Origin of the sequence: Loktanella sp. 3ANDIMAR09, assembly GCF_001420005.1 — a bacterium.
In the GTDB taxonomy this organism is placed as follows: domain Bacteria; phylum Pseudomonadota; class Alphaproteobacteria; order Rhodobacterales; family Rhodobacteraceae; genus Loktanella.
The window spans coordinates 163648-178811 of record NZ_LJAK01000001.1 but is presented as its reverse complement, the minus strand read 5'-3'; the positions used below and the strand labels follow the sequence as shown (position 1 = coordinate 178811).

At 62.5% G+C, this 15164-nt stretch carries 20 protein-coding genes; 6 read left to right on the top strand and 14 right to left on the bottom strand.

Features of this window, described 5'->3' with window-relative positions; genetic code table 11:
* The first annotated feature begins 59 nt into the window (after positions 1-59).
* Positions 60-656 (top strand): LysE family translocator, encoded by a 597-nt coding sequence (locus AN189_RS00925; RefSeq protein WP_056029614.1) that lies wholly within the window; start codon positions 60-62, stop codon positions 654-656.
* 57 nt (positions 657-713) lie between these two features.
* On the opposite strand, the gene AN189_RS00920 is transcribed toward AN189_RS00925, so the two are convergent.
* The 8 genes from AN189_RS00920 to ribA all read right to left on the bottom strand — a co-directional run bounded on the left by AN189_RS00920 (position 714) and on the right by ribA (position 6033).
* Positions 714-929 carry a DUF2805 domain-containing protein gene (locus tag AN189_RS00920; protein WP_056029612.1) on the bottom strand — a complete coding sequence of 72 codons (216 nt, stop codon included), beginning with the start codon at positions 927-929 and terminating at the stop codon, positions 714-716.
* A 40-nt stretch (positions 930-969) separates the two neighbouring features.
* Entirely contained in the window at positions 970-1608 is a 639-nt protein-coding gene (locus AN189_RS00915; protein ID WP_056029610.1) for a hypothetical protein, read from the bottom strand.
* Between the two features lie 113 nt (positions 1609-1721).
* A complete protein-coding gene (locus tag AN189_RS00910) occupies positions 1722-2510 on the bottom strand; it encodes an ion transporter (protein WP_056029607.1) in 789 nt (262 codons plus the stop codon).
* Between the two features lie 57 nt (positions 2511-2567).
* Positions 2568-3422, bottom strand: a complete 855-nt coding sequence (locus tag AN189_RS00905; RefSeq protein ID WP_056029605.1) for an SDR family oxidoreductase — start codon at positions 3420-3422, stop codon at positions 2568-2570.
* 42 nt (positions 3423-3464) lie between these two features.
* Positions 3465-3920, bottom strand: coding sequence for a hypothetical protein (locus AN189_RS00900; protein ID WP_056029602.1), 456 nt, complete (start codon positions 3918-3920; stop codon positions 3465-3467).
* Complete coding sequence (locus tag AN189_RS00895) at positions 3917-4399, bottom strand: RNA pyrophosphohydrolase (protein WP_056030643.1); 483 nt, start codon at positions 4397-4399, stop codon at positions 3917-3919. The genes AN189_RS00900 and AN189_RS00895 overlap by 4 nt, the downstream gene beginning before the upstream one ends.
* Positions 4400-4465: 66 nt before the next feature.
* The gene (locus AN189_RS00890) at positions 4466-4966 is read right to left on the bottom strand and encodes a L,D-transpeptidase (protein WP_157057334.1); all 501 of its coding nucleotides are present in this window, start codon (positions 4964-4966) and stop codon (positions 4466-4468) included.
* Positions 4963-6033, bottom strand: a complete 1071-nt coding sequence (gene ribA / locus AN189_RS00885) for a GTP cyclohydrolase II (RefSeq protein ID WP_056029599.1) — start codon at positions 6031-6033, stop codon at positions 4963-4965. The genes AN189_RS00890 and ribA overlap by 4 nt, the downstream gene beginning before the upstream one ends.
* A gap of 156 nt (positions 6034-6189) precedes the next feature.
* On the opposite strand from ribA, the gene AN189_RS00880 reads away from it, so the two are divergent.
* Both AN189_RS00880 and AN189_RS00875 read left to right on the top strand, forming a co-directional pair.
* Entirely contained in the window at positions 6190-6876 is a 687-nt protein-coding gene (locus AN189_RS00880; RefSeq protein WP_056029596.1) for a response regulator transcription factor, read from the top strand.
* A 348-nt stretch (positions 6877-7224) separates the two neighbouring features.
* Positions 7225-7740, top strand: coding sequence for an SMI1/KNR4 family protein (locus AN189_RS00875; RefSeq protein ID WP_172794829.1), 516 nt, complete (start codon positions 7225-7227; stop codon positions 7738-7740).
* Positions 7741-7754: 14 nt separating this feature from the next.
* Here AN189_RS00875 and AN189_RS18665 read toward each other — a convergent pair whose 3' ends face one another.
* From AN189_RS18665 to AN189_RS00865, 3 genes are read right to left on the bottom strand one after another with little or no spacing between them, the layout of a single operon-like run.
* Positions 7755-7928 carry a Trm112 family protein gene (locus AN189_RS18665; protein ID WP_083484199.1) on the bottom strand — a complete coding sequence of 58 codons (174 nt, stop codon included), beginning with the start codon at positions 7926-7928 and terminating at the stop codon, positions 7755-7757.
* Positions 7925-8563: an LON peptidase substrate-binding domain-containing protein gene (locus AN189_RS00870; RefSeq protein ID WP_056029590.1), complete on the bottom strand. Its 639-nt coding sequence runs from the start codon at positions 8561-8563 to the stop codon at positions 7925-7927. Before AN189_RS00870 ends, AN189_RS18665 begins: the two co-directional genes overlap by 4 nt.
* 27 nt (positions 8564-8590) lie before the next feature.
* On the bottom strand, positions 8591-9493 hold the full coding sequence (locus AN189_RS00865) for a co-chaperone YbbN (RefSeq protein WP_056029587.1): 903 nt from the start codon (positions 9491-9493) through the stop codon (positions 8591-8593).
* A gap of 99 nt (positions 9494-9592) precedes the next feature.
* Between AN189_RS00865 and AN189_RS00860 the strand changes: the two genes are divergently transcribed.
* Positions 9593-10225, top strand: a complete 633-nt coding sequence (locus AN189_RS00860; RefSeq protein ID WP_056029584.1) for a GDSL-type esterase/lipase family protein — start codon at positions 9593-9595, stop codon at positions 10223-10225.
* Between the two features lie 72 nt (positions 10226-10297).
* Here the strand turns inward: AN189_RS00860 and AN189_RS00855 are convergent, their stop codons facing one another.
* Both AN189_RS00855 and AN189_RS00850 read right to left on the bottom strand, forming a co-directional pair.
* Positions 10298-11086 carry an exodeoxyribonuclease III gene (locus AN189_RS00855; RefSeq protein ID WP_056029581.1) on the bottom strand — a complete coding sequence of 263 codons (789 nt, stop codon included), beginning with the start codon at positions 11084-11086 and terminating at the stop codon, positions 10298-10300.
* A 10-nt stretch (positions 11087-11096) separates the two neighbouring features.
* Positions 11097-12092 carry an asparaginase gene (locus AN189_RS00850; RefSeq protein WP_056029578.1) on the bottom strand — a complete coding sequence of 332 codons (996 nt, stop codon included), beginning with the start codon at positions 12090-12092 and terminating at the stop codon, positions 11097-11099.
* A 169-nt stretch (positions 12093-12261) separates the two neighbouring features.
* Here AN189_RS00850 and AN189_RS00845 point away from each other — a divergent pair, with 169 nt between their 5' ends.
* Positions 12262-12795, top strand: coding sequence for an invasion associated locus B family protein (locus AN189_RS00845; RefSeq protein WP_056030637.1), 534 nt, complete (start codon positions 12262-12264; stop codon positions 12793-12795).
* Between the two features lie 93 nt (positions 12796-12888).
* Complete coding sequence (rlmN, locus tag AN189_RS00840) at positions 12889-14070, top strand: 23S rRNA (adenine(2503)-C(2))-methyltransferase RlmN (protein WP_056029574.1); 1182 nt, start codon at positions 12889-12891, stop codon at positions 14068-14070.
* 191 nt (positions 14071-14261) lie between these two features.
* Here rlmN and AN189_RS00835 read toward each other — a convergent pair whose 3' ends face one another.
* Positions 14262-15107 (bottom strand): TIGR00730 family Rossman fold protein, encoded by an 846-nt coding sequence (locus AN189_RS00835; protein ID WP_056029571.1) that lies wholly within the window; start codon positions 15105-15107, stop codon positions 14262-14264.
* Positions 15108-15164: the final 57 nt, after the last annotated feature.

Genomic DNA, 15164 nt, shown 5'->3' with positions numbered 1-15164 from the left:
GCGCGAAAGGCGCAAGATTCGGGTCGCTATGGTCGGTAGGTTATGATCGCTTCGGGCACATGACGCAGCTTACGATTGCCCTGATCCTTTTCCTTGCACCGCTGGCCTATTCGCCTGGGCCGGGGAATATGTTCTTTGCGGCCAACGGCGCGCGTTTCGGGTTTCGTGCGACGGTCCCGGCAAATCTTGGCTACCATGCTGCTACATTGGTTGTGACGATTGGGATCGGGCTCGGCTTCGATTGGATATCGCGCGAAGCGCCGATGTTCTTGGCGATCATCCGATTTGCAGGCGCAGCCTACGTTCTGTATCTGGCGTGGATGCTCGCGCGGGCGGGTGTGATGTCGGGGAATGACGAAGCAAAGCCTGCAAGCGTCATGGACGGTGCGATCCTGCTTCTGCTGAACCCGAAGGCTTATCTCATCATCGCCTTGATGTTCACCCAATTCGCAGGTGCGGCGGACATGCATCGAACTGCGTCCGTTATTTGGATTGCGGCTGTTTTCACGGTCAATAACGCGGTGGCGTTCTCCATTTATGCCGCCCTTGGCGACGGCATGACAGCGCGGTGGCGTAGCCCGGATACCGCTCGTTTTCTGAACCTGTCGTTTGCCGCGATACTGGCAGGAGTCGCGATCTGGATGCTGCTGGCGTAGACTTCTGAAATTTGCGCAGGTGCAGACAGCCTGTCACCGAATTCACGCAAATCTAGCTTATTTATATACCGCCCGCCTGTCCCCGAATGCCCGCACGCGTTTGCGCCACGCCTTGTAGCTGCCTGCCTTCAGGTTTTCGCGCATCAGCGTTTTGACCTGTTTGTCGCTGACCCCGTATTCGCGCTGAATATCGGCAAAACTCGCGTGGTCAGACAGCGCCATCTCGATGATGCCGCTGATATGGTCGGGGGGCAGGTCTGGCATCTTGGACATGGCTCAGACCTAGCGGTGCGCGTCCCTGCGGCAACCCGGTTTAGGTCGGTTTGCGGGTCCGCAGGCAGATCGCCATGACGAACAGGATCGGGATCAGCAGTTCCAATGCCTCTTCGACGATGCCGCTGCCCTGGACGACCTCGGTTGCGACGTCGACACCGAAGGCGCCCAGTTTGCGCCCCAAGCCGTCGATCGTCTTGGAAAAGGCGGCGATGAACAGTCCCGCCAGAAACAGCAGCGCCCAGGGTGCGCCACGGCGCAGGTCGCGCCACAACAGCGGCGCGCGGTATCGCGTCAGCGTGACCAGCGCTGTGACCAGCAGCACCCAAATCGCGACCGCCAGCGATTTTTCCCACAGCGCGGTGTCATACAGCAGGATCTTGGTGCTCAGGATGCCTTCGCTTGTCAGCGCCTTGTCCAGATCGCCTTCGCGGGCGGCCATGAACAACAGGATCACCGGCACCGGCCAGAACACGGGACGCGCACGCCACACATAGATCACCAGCGCATAGACATAGCCCAGCATCGACATCGTTTCGACCGACCCGCCCTCGCGCGTCAGCGACCCGCCATCGCCCAGCATCAGCCAGTCCAGCCCGATCACCCCGGCGGCGACAATGGCGAACCCTGTTGCAAGATGCAGTGATCTGGTTTCGGATGTGGTGTCTGTTGATGTCATGATGCCACGTCTTAGGAATGGGAAACGGCGAATTTTCGGCGCCTACGCGAGATGATCGCACGATTGAACACCGCAGCCCAAAAATCTGCCAATCACCTTAACCAGTTTCAGGGTCAGGATGATTTCCTGTCCGATAGTTCGCCGATCCGGCGTTCGATGTCTTCCAGTTTGGCCATGACGCTGTCGCGGTAGGCGTCGGTGGCGGCGTTGCCTTCTTCGGCGTGGGCGTCCTGCATCGAATTCACGATCAGACCCACCAGCAGGTTCACCACCGCGAATGTCGTGACCAGAATGAACGGAACAAAGAACATCCAGGCCAGCGGATAGACCTCCATCACAGGCCGCACGATGCCCATGGACCAGCTCTCGAGGGTCATGATCTGGAACAGGGAATACAGGCTGTGCCCCAGCGTGCCGAACCATTCGGGGAACGCGCTGCCGAACAGTTTCGTGGCCATGACCGCGCCGATATAGAACAGGATACCCATCAGCAGGAACACCGACGCCATGCCGGGCAGGGCCGTCACCAGACCTTCGACCACGCGGCGCAGTGACGGCGCGACCGAAATCACCCGCAGCGCCCGCAGGATGCGCAACGCGCGCAGCACCGACAGCCCCTGTGACGACGGAATGAGGGCGATGCCCACGATCACGAAATCAAAGATGTTCCAGCCGCTGCGCCAGAAATCGCGCCCGCGCACGAACAGTTTGAGTGCGAGTTCCACGACAAAGATCGCCAGACACAGCTGATCCAGAAACAGGATCAGCGGCCCGGCCTGCGCCATGACGGGCGCGGATGTTTCCAGCCCCAGCAGCACCGCGTTGAAAATGATGACCCCCAGAATGAAATTCTGGACCAGCCGACGGTCAAGCTGATGGGCAAGGGTGGTGCGCAGGGACATGATGGACCTTCACGTGGTTTGCGTCGATATGCCCAGCAGTCGCGCGGTTTTCAAGGCTCAGCCCTCTTGCGCCAGCAAGGCGCGCAACCCGCTGCGATAGTCGGGGAACAGCAGTTCGACCCCCAGTTCGTCCTTGATGCGGTCGTTGCGGACCTTCTTGCTCTCGGCATAGAAACTGCGGGCCATTGGCGTCATCTCCGCATCCTCGAATGCGACCGACTCTGGCACCGGCAGGCCCAGCAGTTCGGCGGCATAGGCGATCACGTCCTGCGGCGGGGCCGGGTCATCGTCGCAGACGTTGTAGGCTGCACCGGGGTTGGGCCGGGCGATGGATGCCGCCAGCACCCGCGCGATATCCGCGACATGGGTGCGGCTGAACACCTGACCGTCCTTGATGATGCGCCGTGCCGTGCCGTTGCGCACCTTGGCGAACGGACCCCTGCCGGGGCCATAGATCCCCGCCAGCCGAAAGATATGCAGCGGCAGACCGGGAATGGCAGACCATGCCGCCTCTGCCGTGACCCGCGCTTGTCCGCGTCTTGTGGCGGGGGTCAGGGGGGCGTTCTCATCCACCCAGTCGCCGCCGTGGTCGCCGTAGACCCCGGTGGTGGACAGATAGCCGACCCATTCAAACTGACCTGCGCGCGCGGCAATCGCGTCGTGCAGTTCCGCCAGCACCGGGTCACCGTCGTCGCCGGGTGCGGCGGAAATCAGCAGATGCGTTGCGGCATCCAGCGCCGGGATCATGTCGGCCCCCGGCCAGAGGCGCGGCTCGACCCCGCGCGACAGAAAGGCTGTGGCCTTGTCCGCGTTGCGGGTGGTGCCGATCACGCGCCAGTCGCGCGGCAAGAGCAGCCGTTCCAGCGCCTGCGCCGAATAGCCGTGTCCGAATGAAAGCAATGTCTGTGTCATGGCCGGACAATCGCGCCCTTGGGCGCCGGGTGCAAGGTGCCCCTAGTCGGCGGGCGCGCACATCCCGTCGTTCAGGCAGGCGGTCAGCCTGTCCTGCAAGGCCGCATCGGGTGCCGCGAAAATCCATCCGCCACAGGCCCCGATCTCGATCGTCGGCACGTCACCCTCGGCGTTGACGAAAACCAGCACGTCTTCCTTGGTTGGAATACTGCCACACCACGGACCCGCGCAGCTGACGGCAACGCGCACGTCCTCGGCAAAGGGCACGTCGAATCCCGTCTGCGACAGGCCCACCCCCTCGATCCGCCCGGCAAAGACACCGGGTTTCGTGATCGGGTCTGGCGCAGGCTGGTTCAGCGTGATCCGGCCCGTCAGCAGCAGGTAGGGGGCGGTGCTGGCGTTGGCGCGGTCAAATGCATCCAGCGGGTCGGGCGCAATACAGCTGAGCGCGGCAGCCTGCGTGCCCGCCAGCATCAGCGCCACGGTGATCGCTTTCACAGTTTGGCACCCAGTTCAGCCAGCACCTGTTCATAGACCGCCCGTTTGAACGGCACGATATTGGCGACCAGCTGGTCGCGCGGCATCCATTTCCATTCCGAAAATTCGGGATGCTCGGTTGCGATGTCGATATCGCTGTCCTCGCCGTGGAACCGGAACAGGAACCATTTCTGTTCCTGACCGCGGTATTTGCCGCCCCAGACCTTGCCCACCAGATCATGCGGCAGGTCATAGCGGATCAGGCCTGCCGTTTCACCCTCGATGGTGATCAGACGGTCGGATACGCCGGTTTCTTCCCACAGCTCGCGCAGGGCCGCGTCGCGGCAGGTCTCTCCCGGGTCGACCCCGCCTTGTGGCATTTGCCATGCGTCTGCATCCCGGTCCAACCGGCTGCCGACCCAGACATGGCCACGGGTATTGACCAGCATCACACCCACACAGGGGCGGTAGGGCAGGTCGCTGATTTGCGCGTCGGTCATAAACTGGCCTTGAGGTTTCATCGCATGTCCTTTCGTTTGGCAAATTTATGCAGCCAAGGTCCAGCGTTAAGCGATAACAAGCCGATTGAAAGGCTCTAACCGTGCCGCAATCCAGCGCAGGTGATCGCGCCGAAAGGCAACACAGCCTGCGGTCGGGCGACCCGGACCGCGCCATTGATGCAAGAAAATGGCGGACCCGCGTCCCGGCACGGCAGCGGGGTAATTCCAGTCCGTCACCAGAATCAGGTCATACATCGGGTCGGCGCGGCGCAGGGATTCGCAGCTGTGCGTATAGGGTGCCCGCACCAGATGGTTGTAATCGGGATGCGCCGGGTCATCCGACCACAGATCATGCGGCCCGATGGGGCGGGCCCAGGGCGCAGGCTGCGCCATCCGGTCCGCCCGATAGAGCATGTCGACGATGTGGTGCACGCCGCGCGGCGTGGCCATGTCGCCCTCTGCCTTGGTCGCCGCAGGGGTCAGGCCGCCGCGTCCGATGGTGCGGGGAAACCGCCGCCCCCGAAACCGCACATGCGTCGGCATCACGACCAGATCGGCCGCTGTCACAGCAAGTGGCCGGATTTTGCCGCCTTGGTCGCCAGATAGGCATGGTTATGGGCGTTCTCGCCCACCTTCAGGGCGACCCGTTCGGCCACGTGTATACCGGAATCCGCCATCCGGGCGATCTTGGCGGGGTTGTTCGTCAGCAACCGCACCGCCCCGAACCCCATCTGTTTCAGGATCGCGGCCCCGATGCGGAAATCGCGTTCATCGTCGTGAAATCCCAGCCGGTGGTTTGCCTCGACCGTGTCGAACCCCTGATCCTGTAGCGCATAGGCCCGCATCTTGTTGGCCAGACCGATCCCGCGGCCCTCCTGGTTCAGATACAGCAACACGCCCGCACCCTCGGACCCCATCTGGGCCAGTGCGGCGCGCAGTTGCGGGCCGCAGTCGCATTTCAGACTGTCCAGCAGGTCGCCCGTGAAACAGGCCGAATGCAACCGCGCGAGCACGGGCGCATTGCGATCCGGATTGCCGATTTCGACGGCGTAGTGTTCCTCTGCACCGTCATCGGGGCGGAACACGTGCAGCCGGCCTGCCTCTGATACCGAAATCGGCAGGCGGGCGCTGGTGATGGACCGCAGCGCGGCCTCTTGTGTGGCCAGTGCCGCATCGGCATCCACCACCGTCAGCCCGTGGGTCTGGGCAAAGCCTGCCGCGTCATCCAGCGCGGCAATAACCGCCGCGGGCAGCAACCGCGCCGATTTGCAAAGTGCCACGGCAACCCGCGCAAGCAGCGGTGATCCCTCTCGCAGCCCGCGCAACGGTCCTTTCATCGGGTGGCGCAAATCACCACTGGGATCGGCCAGCGCTCGCACCCACGACACATTTGCATCCGATGGCAAAACGATCCGCGCCACGTCGCCGTCATAGGCTGCAACTTTCAGCGTCTTGGCCCGCCAGTCGGTCAAGGCGACGGCCGCCCCCAGATCACGCAGCGCGCCCAGTCGGGTGGGGTCCAGCGTTTCGGCGGCCAGCATGACCCCCGCACCTGCCACGACCACAGGCACACCCATGCGCAGATCGGCACGCGCCCGTGCCAGACGTTCCGTATTGTCCGGTGCCAATGACATCGCGCGCAATCCTCTGTTCCCTTGGTGATCTAGGATGAACTGCGGCAGATTGAAACATTGGGGCATCAATTCACACGTCCGTGTGAACTATTTGCAGCATTGGTTGTTGTTCTTGTGACGGACCACACCTGACGTTGAGTAATACCGGAGTAGAAGATGGCACAGTTAAAGAAAATTCTGCTTGTCGATGACGACGACGATCTGCGCGAGGCCCTGGGCGAACAGCTCTTGATGACCGAGGATTTCGACGTGTTCGAGGCCGACGACGGCGCATCCGCCATGACCAAGGTCAAGGAACAGCTCTATGATCTGGTGATCCTTGATGTGGGCCTGCCCGACACCGATGGCCGCGAATTGTGCCGCCTGATGCGCAAGCAGGGTGTGAAATGTCCCATCGTCATGCTGACCGCACAGGACAGCGACGCCGACACGATCTACGGGCTGGATGCGGGCGCCAACGATTACGTCAGCAAACCGTTCAAGTTTCCCGTGCTGCTGGCCCGCTTGCGCAGCCAGCTGCGGACCCACGAACAATCAGAGGATGCGGTATTCCAGCTGGGGCCCTATTCGTTCCGGCCTGCGCAAAAACTGCTGGTGACCGAGGACGACCGCAAGGTGCGTCTGACCGAAAAGGAAACCAACATCCTCAAATTCCTTTACCGCGCCTCTGACGGTGTGGTGCCGCGCGACGTGCTGCTGCACGAGGTCTGGGGCTATAACGCGGGGGTCACCACGCATACGCTGGAAACCCACATCTACCGCTTGCGCCAGAAAATCGAACCCGACCCCGGCAACGCCCGCCTGCTGGTCACCGAACAAGGCGGCTACCGCCTGTCGAGCTGACGGGTTGGTCCGCCAGTCGCACTCTGATTTCAAGACACCCCGCAGATGCATGCGGGGTGTCTTTGTTCTGGGGAACCGAAATCCTGAAAATATGCACCTTTGCAAGTGGCTGCGCAGGCCTTGCCTGGTTAACATCCGGCCTATTGCCCACGGTGAGGGGACTGCATGTCATCCGACACGGAACATCAATATCGACGTCTGCTAGATGCACGCGTGCCTGATGATGAATTTTTGACACCAAGGGACCGCCGGTCCCTTCAGCAGCCGGTGATATCTGCCCAGCCGCAAAACATTTTCCAATCCCACCTCAGCCAGCACACGATTTTTGAGAATGAAACCGATCCGAAATTGCGACGACAGGGCGTTTTTCTCAGGCCCGTCGGTGAAACCCCTGATGCGCGTTTGACCGAGGCACGGATCGCGGCTCAGGAGACGCGTTTGGGCGTCCGCCTGCCAGAGCCCTGGCGTCAGGTTTACACACATTTCAACGGCGGCTGGAGCGATCGTTTGTACTGGGGCGATCCGGATGACCCGCGCCTGAACGACCCAAAAGGCATCATTCACGCGGGCCATGAATATCTTCGGCTAGAGGATGCAGCCCCTTTGCGGGATTTCATGGTGCAAGAGATGCCGGGTCACGACTGGCAGCGTCTTGATCCGCGCCTGATCGCCATCGCCTGCCGTGACTGTCAGGCGATGGTCCTCGACTACCGCGAGGGGGACGATCCCAAAGTGTGCAGCGTCTTCTTTTCGGAATATGTCGATGATCCGCTGGACGGATGGGAACAAGACGAATTTACCCACTGGTGGCCCAACATGAGGGTGTTCTTCCGTGGGTTGTACATTCAGGATCGATTGGTCTGATCGCTGGGCCAGCCTCAATCCAGCTTGCGGGCCTCGTCCACCAGCATCACCGGGATACCGTCGCGGATCGGAAACGCCAAGCCTGCACGTTTGCTGATCAGCTCTTGCGTCTGCGCGTCATAGCTCAGCGGGCCTTGGGTCTGCGGGCAGATCAGCGCCTCCAGCATACGGCCGTCAAACACCGTCATTGCATCATCTCCGCACTTCCGCCGCGCAGGGCGTATTCGATCAGCGTCACCAGCGTTTCGCGCCGCGTCGTCAACGACGGTGCTTCCAGCAGGGCCTGTTTGTCCTCGGGGGGAAAGGGGCACAGCATCGACAGCGAATTGATCAGCAATTCGTCTTCGGCATCGCCCAGCTGGTCCCAGTCGGTTTTCAGGCCCTGATCCTCGAAATAACGGCACAGCATGTCCATGAACACATCCCGTTCAAAACCGTCATCATGTTCGGCCGGGCCCAGGTCGCGGGCGAAACCGTCCCACTTCACATTGCAGCGCCGATAGGGCTGGAACCCCTCGACCTCCTTGGTGATGCGAAACCGCGATACGCCGGCCAGCGTGATCATGTACCGCCCGTCGTCGGTTTCGTTGAACGCGTTCAGACGCCCCGCGCAGCCGATGCTGTGCAGTCTGCTTGCCTTGCCGGGGCCCTCGAACGGCTGGACCATCCCGATCAGACGGTCCGACGTTTTCATCGCATCCTCGATCATTGCCAGATAGCGCGGCTCAAAGATGTGCAGCGGCATCCGCCCCCGCGGCAGCAGCAATGCGCCCGGCAGCGGAAAAATCGGGATCGTGTCAGGCAGATCGGATGGGTTCATCATGTCAGACGACCTAGCTTGCACCGCACCTTAGGCAAATATCATCGACGACAATTTGCGCCGCCCCGTCAGCGCAACCGGGTCCTTGGGGTCCAGCGCATCGAACAGCTGAAACAGCTGGGCCTTGGCCGCGCCATCATTCCACTCACGATCCAGCCGGAACGATTCCAGCAAATGATCCACCGCCGCCTGAGTCTCGCCCTTGGCAGACAGTGCGGTGGCCAGTTCCAGACGCGCCGCATGATCTGCGGGATCTGCCGCGACCTTGGCCTGCAAATCTGCAACGGGGCCTGCGTTGGCCGCCGCGCGCAGCAGGTTGATCCGTGCTGCCAGCGCCTCAAGCGCGGGATCATGGCTGATCTCGGCGGGGGCACCGTTCAAGATGGCTTCGGCCTGATCCACGTCGTCCAGCGCCAGATAGGCACTGACCAGACCGGCATAGGCGGGGGCAGACTGCGGGTCCTCCTGCAGGATCGCGGCAAATGTCTCGGCCGCGTCCGCCGCAGCCCCCTCGTCCAGCATCTGCTGTGCCGCAGCGATCGCACCGGCCAGACCGTCATCCTCGGGCTCTCCGCCCATATCGGCGATCTTGGTGACAAAGGCATCGACCTCGGACGGCGGCAGCGCGCCCTGAAATCCGTCAACCGGCTGGCCTTGCCAGAACGCATACACCGTCGGCAGCGATTGCACCCGCAATTGCGCCGCGACCTGCTGGTTGGCATCGGTGTCGATCTTGACCAGCTTGACCCGGCCTCCGGCCTTGGTCACGGCAGCCTCGATCGCCGGGCCCAGCGATTTGCACGGCCCGCACCATGGGGCCCAGAAATCCACGATCACGGGGGTGGTCATCGAGGCGTCGACGACGTCGGCCATAAAGGTCGCGTCGGTGCCGTCGATGATATGGGTCTCGGGCGTGGCGGTCAGATCCATCATGCCGCGTCTCCTTTTGATATTGCGTCATGCGTATATGTGGGCGCGCCCGGGCCGGGGCAAGGCATTTGACCTGCATCCGACCGGGGTCTAGCCTGCGGCATGGCACGCATGATCCTGACATTCGGCGACAGCAACACCCACGGCACCCCGCCCATCGTGACGCGTGGCGACTACGCGCGCTATGACGCGGGCACCCGCTGGCCTGTGCTGATGGCACGCGCGCTGGATGCGGACCTGATCGAAGAAGGCCTGCCGGGCCGTCTTGCCCGCGCTGACAGCGATCCCGAGATGGGCGCGCATATGAACGGCCATCTGGGCCTGCACATGGCCCTGAACAGCCATGGCCCCATCGACACGCTCACGCTGATGCTCGGGACCAACGACTGCAAGGCGCACTTTGGTCAAACGCCGGCGGGGATCGCTGCGGGGATCGCGGGTCTTCTCGCCATTGCCTGTGGTGACGCGGCACAGACCCGCCATGGCGGGTTCGACATCCTGCTGATCTGCCCGCCGCCCATCGTGGAAACCGGCCCGATCAGCCAGGTGTTTCACGGTGCAACCACCAGATCACAGGCCCTCGCCTCCCACTACCGTGATCTTGCACGAACCTGGGGCACAGGATTCCTGAACGCCGCCGACCACATCGCCGTCAGTGCGCAGGACGGTGTGCACTTCGACCCCGATGCTCACAGAACCCTCGCCAAAGCGGCAGCGACCGCCCTGCGGCGCTAATTCTTCTGGTTCGAAATATCCCGGGGTGTGGGGCAGCGCCCCACCCCAAATTTTCGCGAAAATTTGGCCGCCCTACAGATCAAAGGTCGCAAACACGGGGGCGTGGTCGCTGGGCTGGTCCCAGCCACGCACGTCACGCAGCACCCGGCTGGAATGCGCGGACCCCGCGATGTCCGGCGTGGCCCAGATGTGGTCCAGCCGCCGGCCCTTGTCGGCGGCATCCCAGTCAGGCGACCGGTAGGACCACCAGGAATACAGTTTGCCGTTGGGGATATCCTGCCGGGTGATGTCGACCCAGCCGCCTGCGTCCTGCACCTGTGCGAGGTGCTCGACCTCGATCGGTGTGTGGCTCACGACCTTCAGCAGCTTCTTGTGATCCCAGACATCGTCCTCGCGCGGGGCGATGTTCAGATCCCCCACAAGGATCGCGCGCTCTGGCCGGTCCGCATGAAAGGCGTCGCGCATGTCGGTCAGATAATCCAGCTTTTGCCCGAATTTTTCGTTGATTGTGCGGTCCGGTTTGTCGCCACCGGCCGGCACATAAAAATTATGCACCGTCACGCCGTTGGCCAGCCGCCCGGCGATGTGCCGCGCATGCCCAAGACCTGCGTAATCGGCGGCACCCACCTCTTCGATCGGCATCCTTGAGAGGATCGCCACCCCGTTATAGCCCTTTTGGCCGCGCCCGATGCGGTGCACGTAACCCAGCGCCTCGAATTGTTCCGTCGGGATCTTGTCCATCGGCGATTTGCATTCCTGCAAACACAGCACGTCGGGGCCCGCGTCGCGCAGCAGCCGCGCGACCAGGTCCTCGCGCAGGCGAACCGAGTTGATGTTCCATGTGGCGAGTGTGAATGACATGGGGCTCTCCTTACAGCAGGGCAGAGGTGGGGCGGATATGGCCGCACAGCGTGCCGCGCCAGTTGCGGATTTCGGGCACCATCCGGGCGCGGGTGGCAGGGTGGTCCGGGTCAAGCACGCCCAGTTTCACCAGGATCGCGGCAATCGCAGCCTCGGCACCGCGCGTGCTGCCGTCGGTGATCTTCAGTGCCACGCCCATCTTGCGTTCGGGTATGATGGCAACGAACACCGCCTCGGCCCCGGTCTTGATCGCCACACGGCCGTCCATCGCGCGCATCAGGTCGGTGCAGGCGCGTGTCTCGCCCGCGACCAGTTCGGGATGCGCCGTCATCGCCTGCGTCAGCCGCACCATCGCCTGCGACCGCGTGTCGCTGCGGTCGCCCGCACTGGCAAAGCTGGCCATCGCGCGGGCCAGACCCTGCACGCTGGTAGCGAAATTCGGGGCGGAACATCCGTCGATCCCGTAACCGGGCGAGGTCATGCCGGTCACCTCCTCGAACGCGGCCTTGCCCGCCTGCTGCACGGGATGATCCACCAGCTCGTAATCCGCCGCACCGCCCAGATGGCGGTTCAGCGTCAGAAATCCCGCATGTTTGCCGGAACAATTGTTGTGGATCTGGCAGGGCTGGGCATGGGCGCGGATGATCTCGTTGCGGGCCGGGATATCGCCGGGCCATTGCGGACCGCAGCGAAAATCACTGTCTTTCAGGCCCAATTGGTCCAGCCAGACCTGCACCCGGTCGGTGTGGATATGCGCGCCCTGGTGGCTGGCGCAGGCCAGCGCCAGCTGTTCGGACGTCAGCCCGTGCGCGTCGGCTGCCCCGCTTTCGATCAGGGGCAGCGCCTGGATCATCTTGCACGACGACCGCGGAAAGATCACTGCATCGGGGTCGCCCCAGGCCTGCACGATCTGGCCGCTGTCGTCGCAAACGACCGCATGGCCGCTGTGCAGCGACTCCAGCATGTCGCCGCGGTGAACTTCGATCAGGGGGGCAGGGGATGACATATTGGTCCTTTCACCCACGGCTTTGTGCGTGGAATTGGCTTTTATGTTTGGGCGGTTTTTTGCTAGACTCATGGCTATCTGGTTGAACAGGATGCCGCCAGACGAAAAGGTCGCCAAGACCGGTGCGGCACATACGGAATGAGGCAAGGGCAGCTTGGAGGCCTATGACATGATGAACAAAACGACCTTTGCGACGACACTGGCCTGCATGTTGGCCGTGGCGATGCCGGCAGCGGCGCAGCAGACCACCGACAACCTGGTCGCGGCCAACACGGACTGGAGCACGTTCGAGGCGGAAAACCCCCGCGAATGCATCAGCGTGTCCGCACCCACATCCAGCACGCTGACCGACGGCAATGGCAACCCCACGACCGGCACGCGGGGCGACATCTACCTCATGGTTTTCTACCGCCCGGGCGCGAACGTGCAGGGGCAGGTGACGTTCACGGGCGGCTATCCTTTTGCATCGGGGTCCACCGTGGATCTGACGGTCGGTGACAGCACGTTCCAGCTCTTTACCGAAGGTGAATGGGCCTGGCCCGCCACCCCCGAGGATGACGCCCGCGTCGTCGCAGCCCTGAAACGCGGTGCCGATGCGGTGGTGCGTGGCCGGTCCGGTCGCGGCAACATCACAACCGATACGTTTTCGCTGCTGGGCTTTACCGCAGGCGTCGAAGAAGCCGAGAGCCGCTGCGCGTCCTGATCGGCGTCACAGAATTGCGAGGCCCGGTTTTCCATTGGAAACCGGGCCTTTTTGCTTATATGGGACAGGCTTCACGCCGACAGGGGTATTGATATGACCGCGACCGCACCGATCACACAGGACGTCCACACCATGCCGCGCAAGCTGCCGGAGGGACCGTTGAACCTTGTCGGCCTGACCCGCGACGCGATGCGTGATGCACTGATCGCGATCGGCACCCCTGAAAAACAGGCCAAGATGCGGGTCAGCCAGATCTGGCAGTGGATCTATCATCGCGGCGTGCGCGACTTTGACCAGATGACAAACCTGTCCAAGGATTTCCGCGCCTTGCTGGCTGAAAAATGCGTGGTGCAACTGCCCGAAGTGGTGACCCGCCAGATTTCCGAGGACGGCACCCGCAAATACCTCGTGCGGATTGCCGGCGGCCACGAGGTCGAGGTCGTCTATATCCCCGAAACCGATCGCGGCACGCTGTGTGTGTCGTCGCAGGTCGGTTGCACGCTGACCTGTTCGTTCTGCCATACCGGAACACAAAAACTGGTGCGCAACCTGACCGCGGGCGAAATCGTGGGTCAGGTGATGCTGGCGCGCGACGATCTGGACGAATGGCACACGCCCGGTCAGGGCACCGGCGAGAACGGCCCGCGTCTGGTGTCGAACATCGTCCTGATGGGCATGGGCGAGCCGCTGTATAATTTCGAAAACGTCCGCGACGCGATGAAAATCGCGATGGACGGCGAGGGGCTGGCCCTGTCGCGCCGCCGCATCACGCTGTCCACATCCGGCGTTGTGCCCGAAATCGCCCGCACCGCGCAGGAAATCGGCTGCCAGCTGGCTGTCAGTTTCCATGCGACCACCGACGAGGTGCGCGACAAACTCGTGCCGATCAACAAACGTTGGAACATCGCCGAACTGCTGGATGCCTTGCGTGAATACCCCAAGGTGTCGAACTCTGAACGGATCACGTTCGAATACGTGATGCTTGACGGCGTGAACGACAGCGACGACGACGCCCGCCGCCTGATCAAGCTGATCGAAGGCATCCCGGCCAAGATCAACCTGATCCCGTTCAACGAATGGCCCGGTGCGCCCTACAAACGGTCGTCCAACAATCGCATCCGCGCCTTTGCCGACATCATCTACAAGGCAGGTTACGCCAGCCCCATCCGCAAACCCCGCGGAGAGGACATCATGGCCGCCTGTGGCCAGCTGAAATCCGAAACCGAACGCGCAAGGAAGAGCCGCAAGCAGATCGAGGCCGAGGCGGGGATGTAACCCAGCCGCAAGCCTTCGTTAGCTTGTCCTAAGCATGACTTTCAGGGTTTGCCCTGATCGTGGCTATGGCTTCACTCAGGCAGCGCCTCGACCCGGTTTGCCAATGAATTCTTAACGAAGGTTATGAAATCATTGGCAAATAACATAATATGTTTCGCACGCGAAACATCATCGAATCGGCATATATCGGCCTAGCGGCCCGGGATTTCCGCCCGTTTCTGTCCGGCCCCGTCCCAGGCATCAATCGCTGCGATGGCTTCTTCTGCGGTGTCCACGAACCGGAACAGTTCCAGATCTTCGGGTGAAATCGTGCCTGCGTCGGCCAGCGCGTCCCAGTTGATGATCTTTTCCCAGAAATCCCGACCGAACAGCAGGAATGGCACGCGGGCCATGCGGCCCGTCTGGATCAGCGTCAGCGCCTCGAACATCTCGTCCAAGGTGCCGAACCCGCCGGGGAACACGGTGATGACCGACGCACGCATCAGGAAATGCATCTTGCGCGTGGCAAAGTAGTGAAAGTTGAAACACAGGTCAGGTGTCACGTATTCATTCGGGGCCTGTTCGTGCGGCAGCACGATGTTCAGACCGATGGACCGCCCGCCTGCATCAACGGCACCACGGTTGCCTGCCTCCATCACGCCCGGACCGCCGCCCGTGACCACGACGTTGTCGCGTCCGCCGTCGCGTAGCGACCGTTCCGTCATCATCCGGGCAAATGTGCGGGCCTCGTCATAGAACGCGGTCAGTTCTGCCAACGTCTGCGTCCGCGCGGTGTTCTTGTTCACCGGATCGGGGATGCGCGCCCCGCCGAACATGACCACGGTGGATTGCACATCGGCCGCGTTCATCAGCAGCTCTGGTTTCATCAGTTCCAACTGCCAGCGCACCGGGCGCAATTCGTCCCGGCACATGAAATCATCGTCGGTGAACGCCAGTTTATACGATGGCGCACGTGTCTGCGGCGTGTCGGGCACATGCTGCGTGGCTGCGCGATCCTCGCCCGAATGGCGGAGGGGATGGGTGTGGTCGTCCTTCATGGCGTGTCCTTGTGATTGCGCGGCAGGGCCTGCGTGGTCTATAGCCCCCGCCAACCA

Bases quoted from the DNA above. Each gene is read 5' to 3' on its own strand.
- ribA (WP_056029599.1), bottom strand. From the start codon at position 6,033: ATGTCATTGGCACCGGACAATACGGAACGTCTGGCACGGGCGCGTGCC.
- AN189_RS00905 (WP_056029605.1), bottom strand. From the start codon at position 3,422: ATGACACAGACATTGCTTTCATTCGGACACGGCTATTCGGCGCAGGCG.
- AN189_RS00880 (WP_056029596.1), top strand. From the start codon at position 6,190: ATGGCACAGTTAAAGAAAATTCTGCTTGTCGATGACGACGACGATCTG.
- AN189_RS00910 (WP_056029607.1), bottom strand. From the start codon at position 2,510: ATGTCCCTGCGCACCACCCTTGCCCATCAGCTTGACCGTCGGCTGGTC.
- AN189_RS00865 (WP_056029587.1), bottom strand. From the start codon at position 9,493: ATGATGGATCTGACCGCCACGCCCGAGACCCATATCATCGACGGCACC.
- AN189_RS00920 (WP_056029612.1), bottom strand. From the start codon at position 929: ATGTCCAAGATGCCAGACCTGCCCCCCGACCATATCAGCGGCATCATC.
- rlmN (WP_056029574.1), top strand. From the start codon at position 12,889: ATGACCGCGACCGCACCGATCACACAGGACGTCCACACCATGCCGCGC.
- AN189_RS00915 (WP_056029610.1), bottom strand. From the start codon at position 1,608: ATGACATCAACAGACACCACATCCGAAACCAGATCACTGCATCTTGCA.
- AN189_RS00855 (WP_056029581.1), bottom strand. From the start codon at position 11,086: ATGTCATTCACACTCGCCACATGGAACATCAACTCGGTTCGCCTGCGC.
- AN189_RS00925 (WP_056029614.1), top strand. From the start codon at position 60: ATGACGCAGCTTACGATTGCCCTGATCCTTTTCCTTGCACCGCTGGCC.
- AN189_RS00870 (WP_056029590.1), bottom strand. From the start codon at position 8,563: ATGATGAACCCATCCGATCTGCCTGACACGATCCCGATTTTTCCGCTG.
- AN189_RS00845 (WP_056030637.1), top strand. From the start codon at position 12,262: ATGATGAACAAAACGACCTTTGCGACGACACTGGCCTGCATGTTGGCC.
- AN189_RS00850 (WP_056029578.1), bottom strand. From the start codon at position 12,092: ATGTCATCCCCTGCCCCCCTGATCGAAGTTCACCGCGGCGACATGCTG.
- AN189_RS18665 (WP_083484199.1), bottom strand. From the start codon at position 7,928: ATGACGGTGTTTGACGGCCGTATGCTGGAGGCGCTGATCTGCCCGCAG.
- AN189_RS00895 (WP_056030643.1), bottom strand. From the start codon at position 4,399: ATGACCGACGCGCAAATCAGCGACCTGCCCTACCGCCCCTGTGTGGGT.
- AN189_RS00860 (WP_056029584.1), top strand. From the start codon at position 9,593: ATGGCACGCATGATCCTGACATTCGGCGACAGCAACACCCACGGCACC.
- AN189_RS00835 (WP_056029571.1), bottom strand. From the start codon at position 15,107: ATGAAGGACGACCACACCCATCCCCTCCGCCATTCGGGCGAGGATCGC.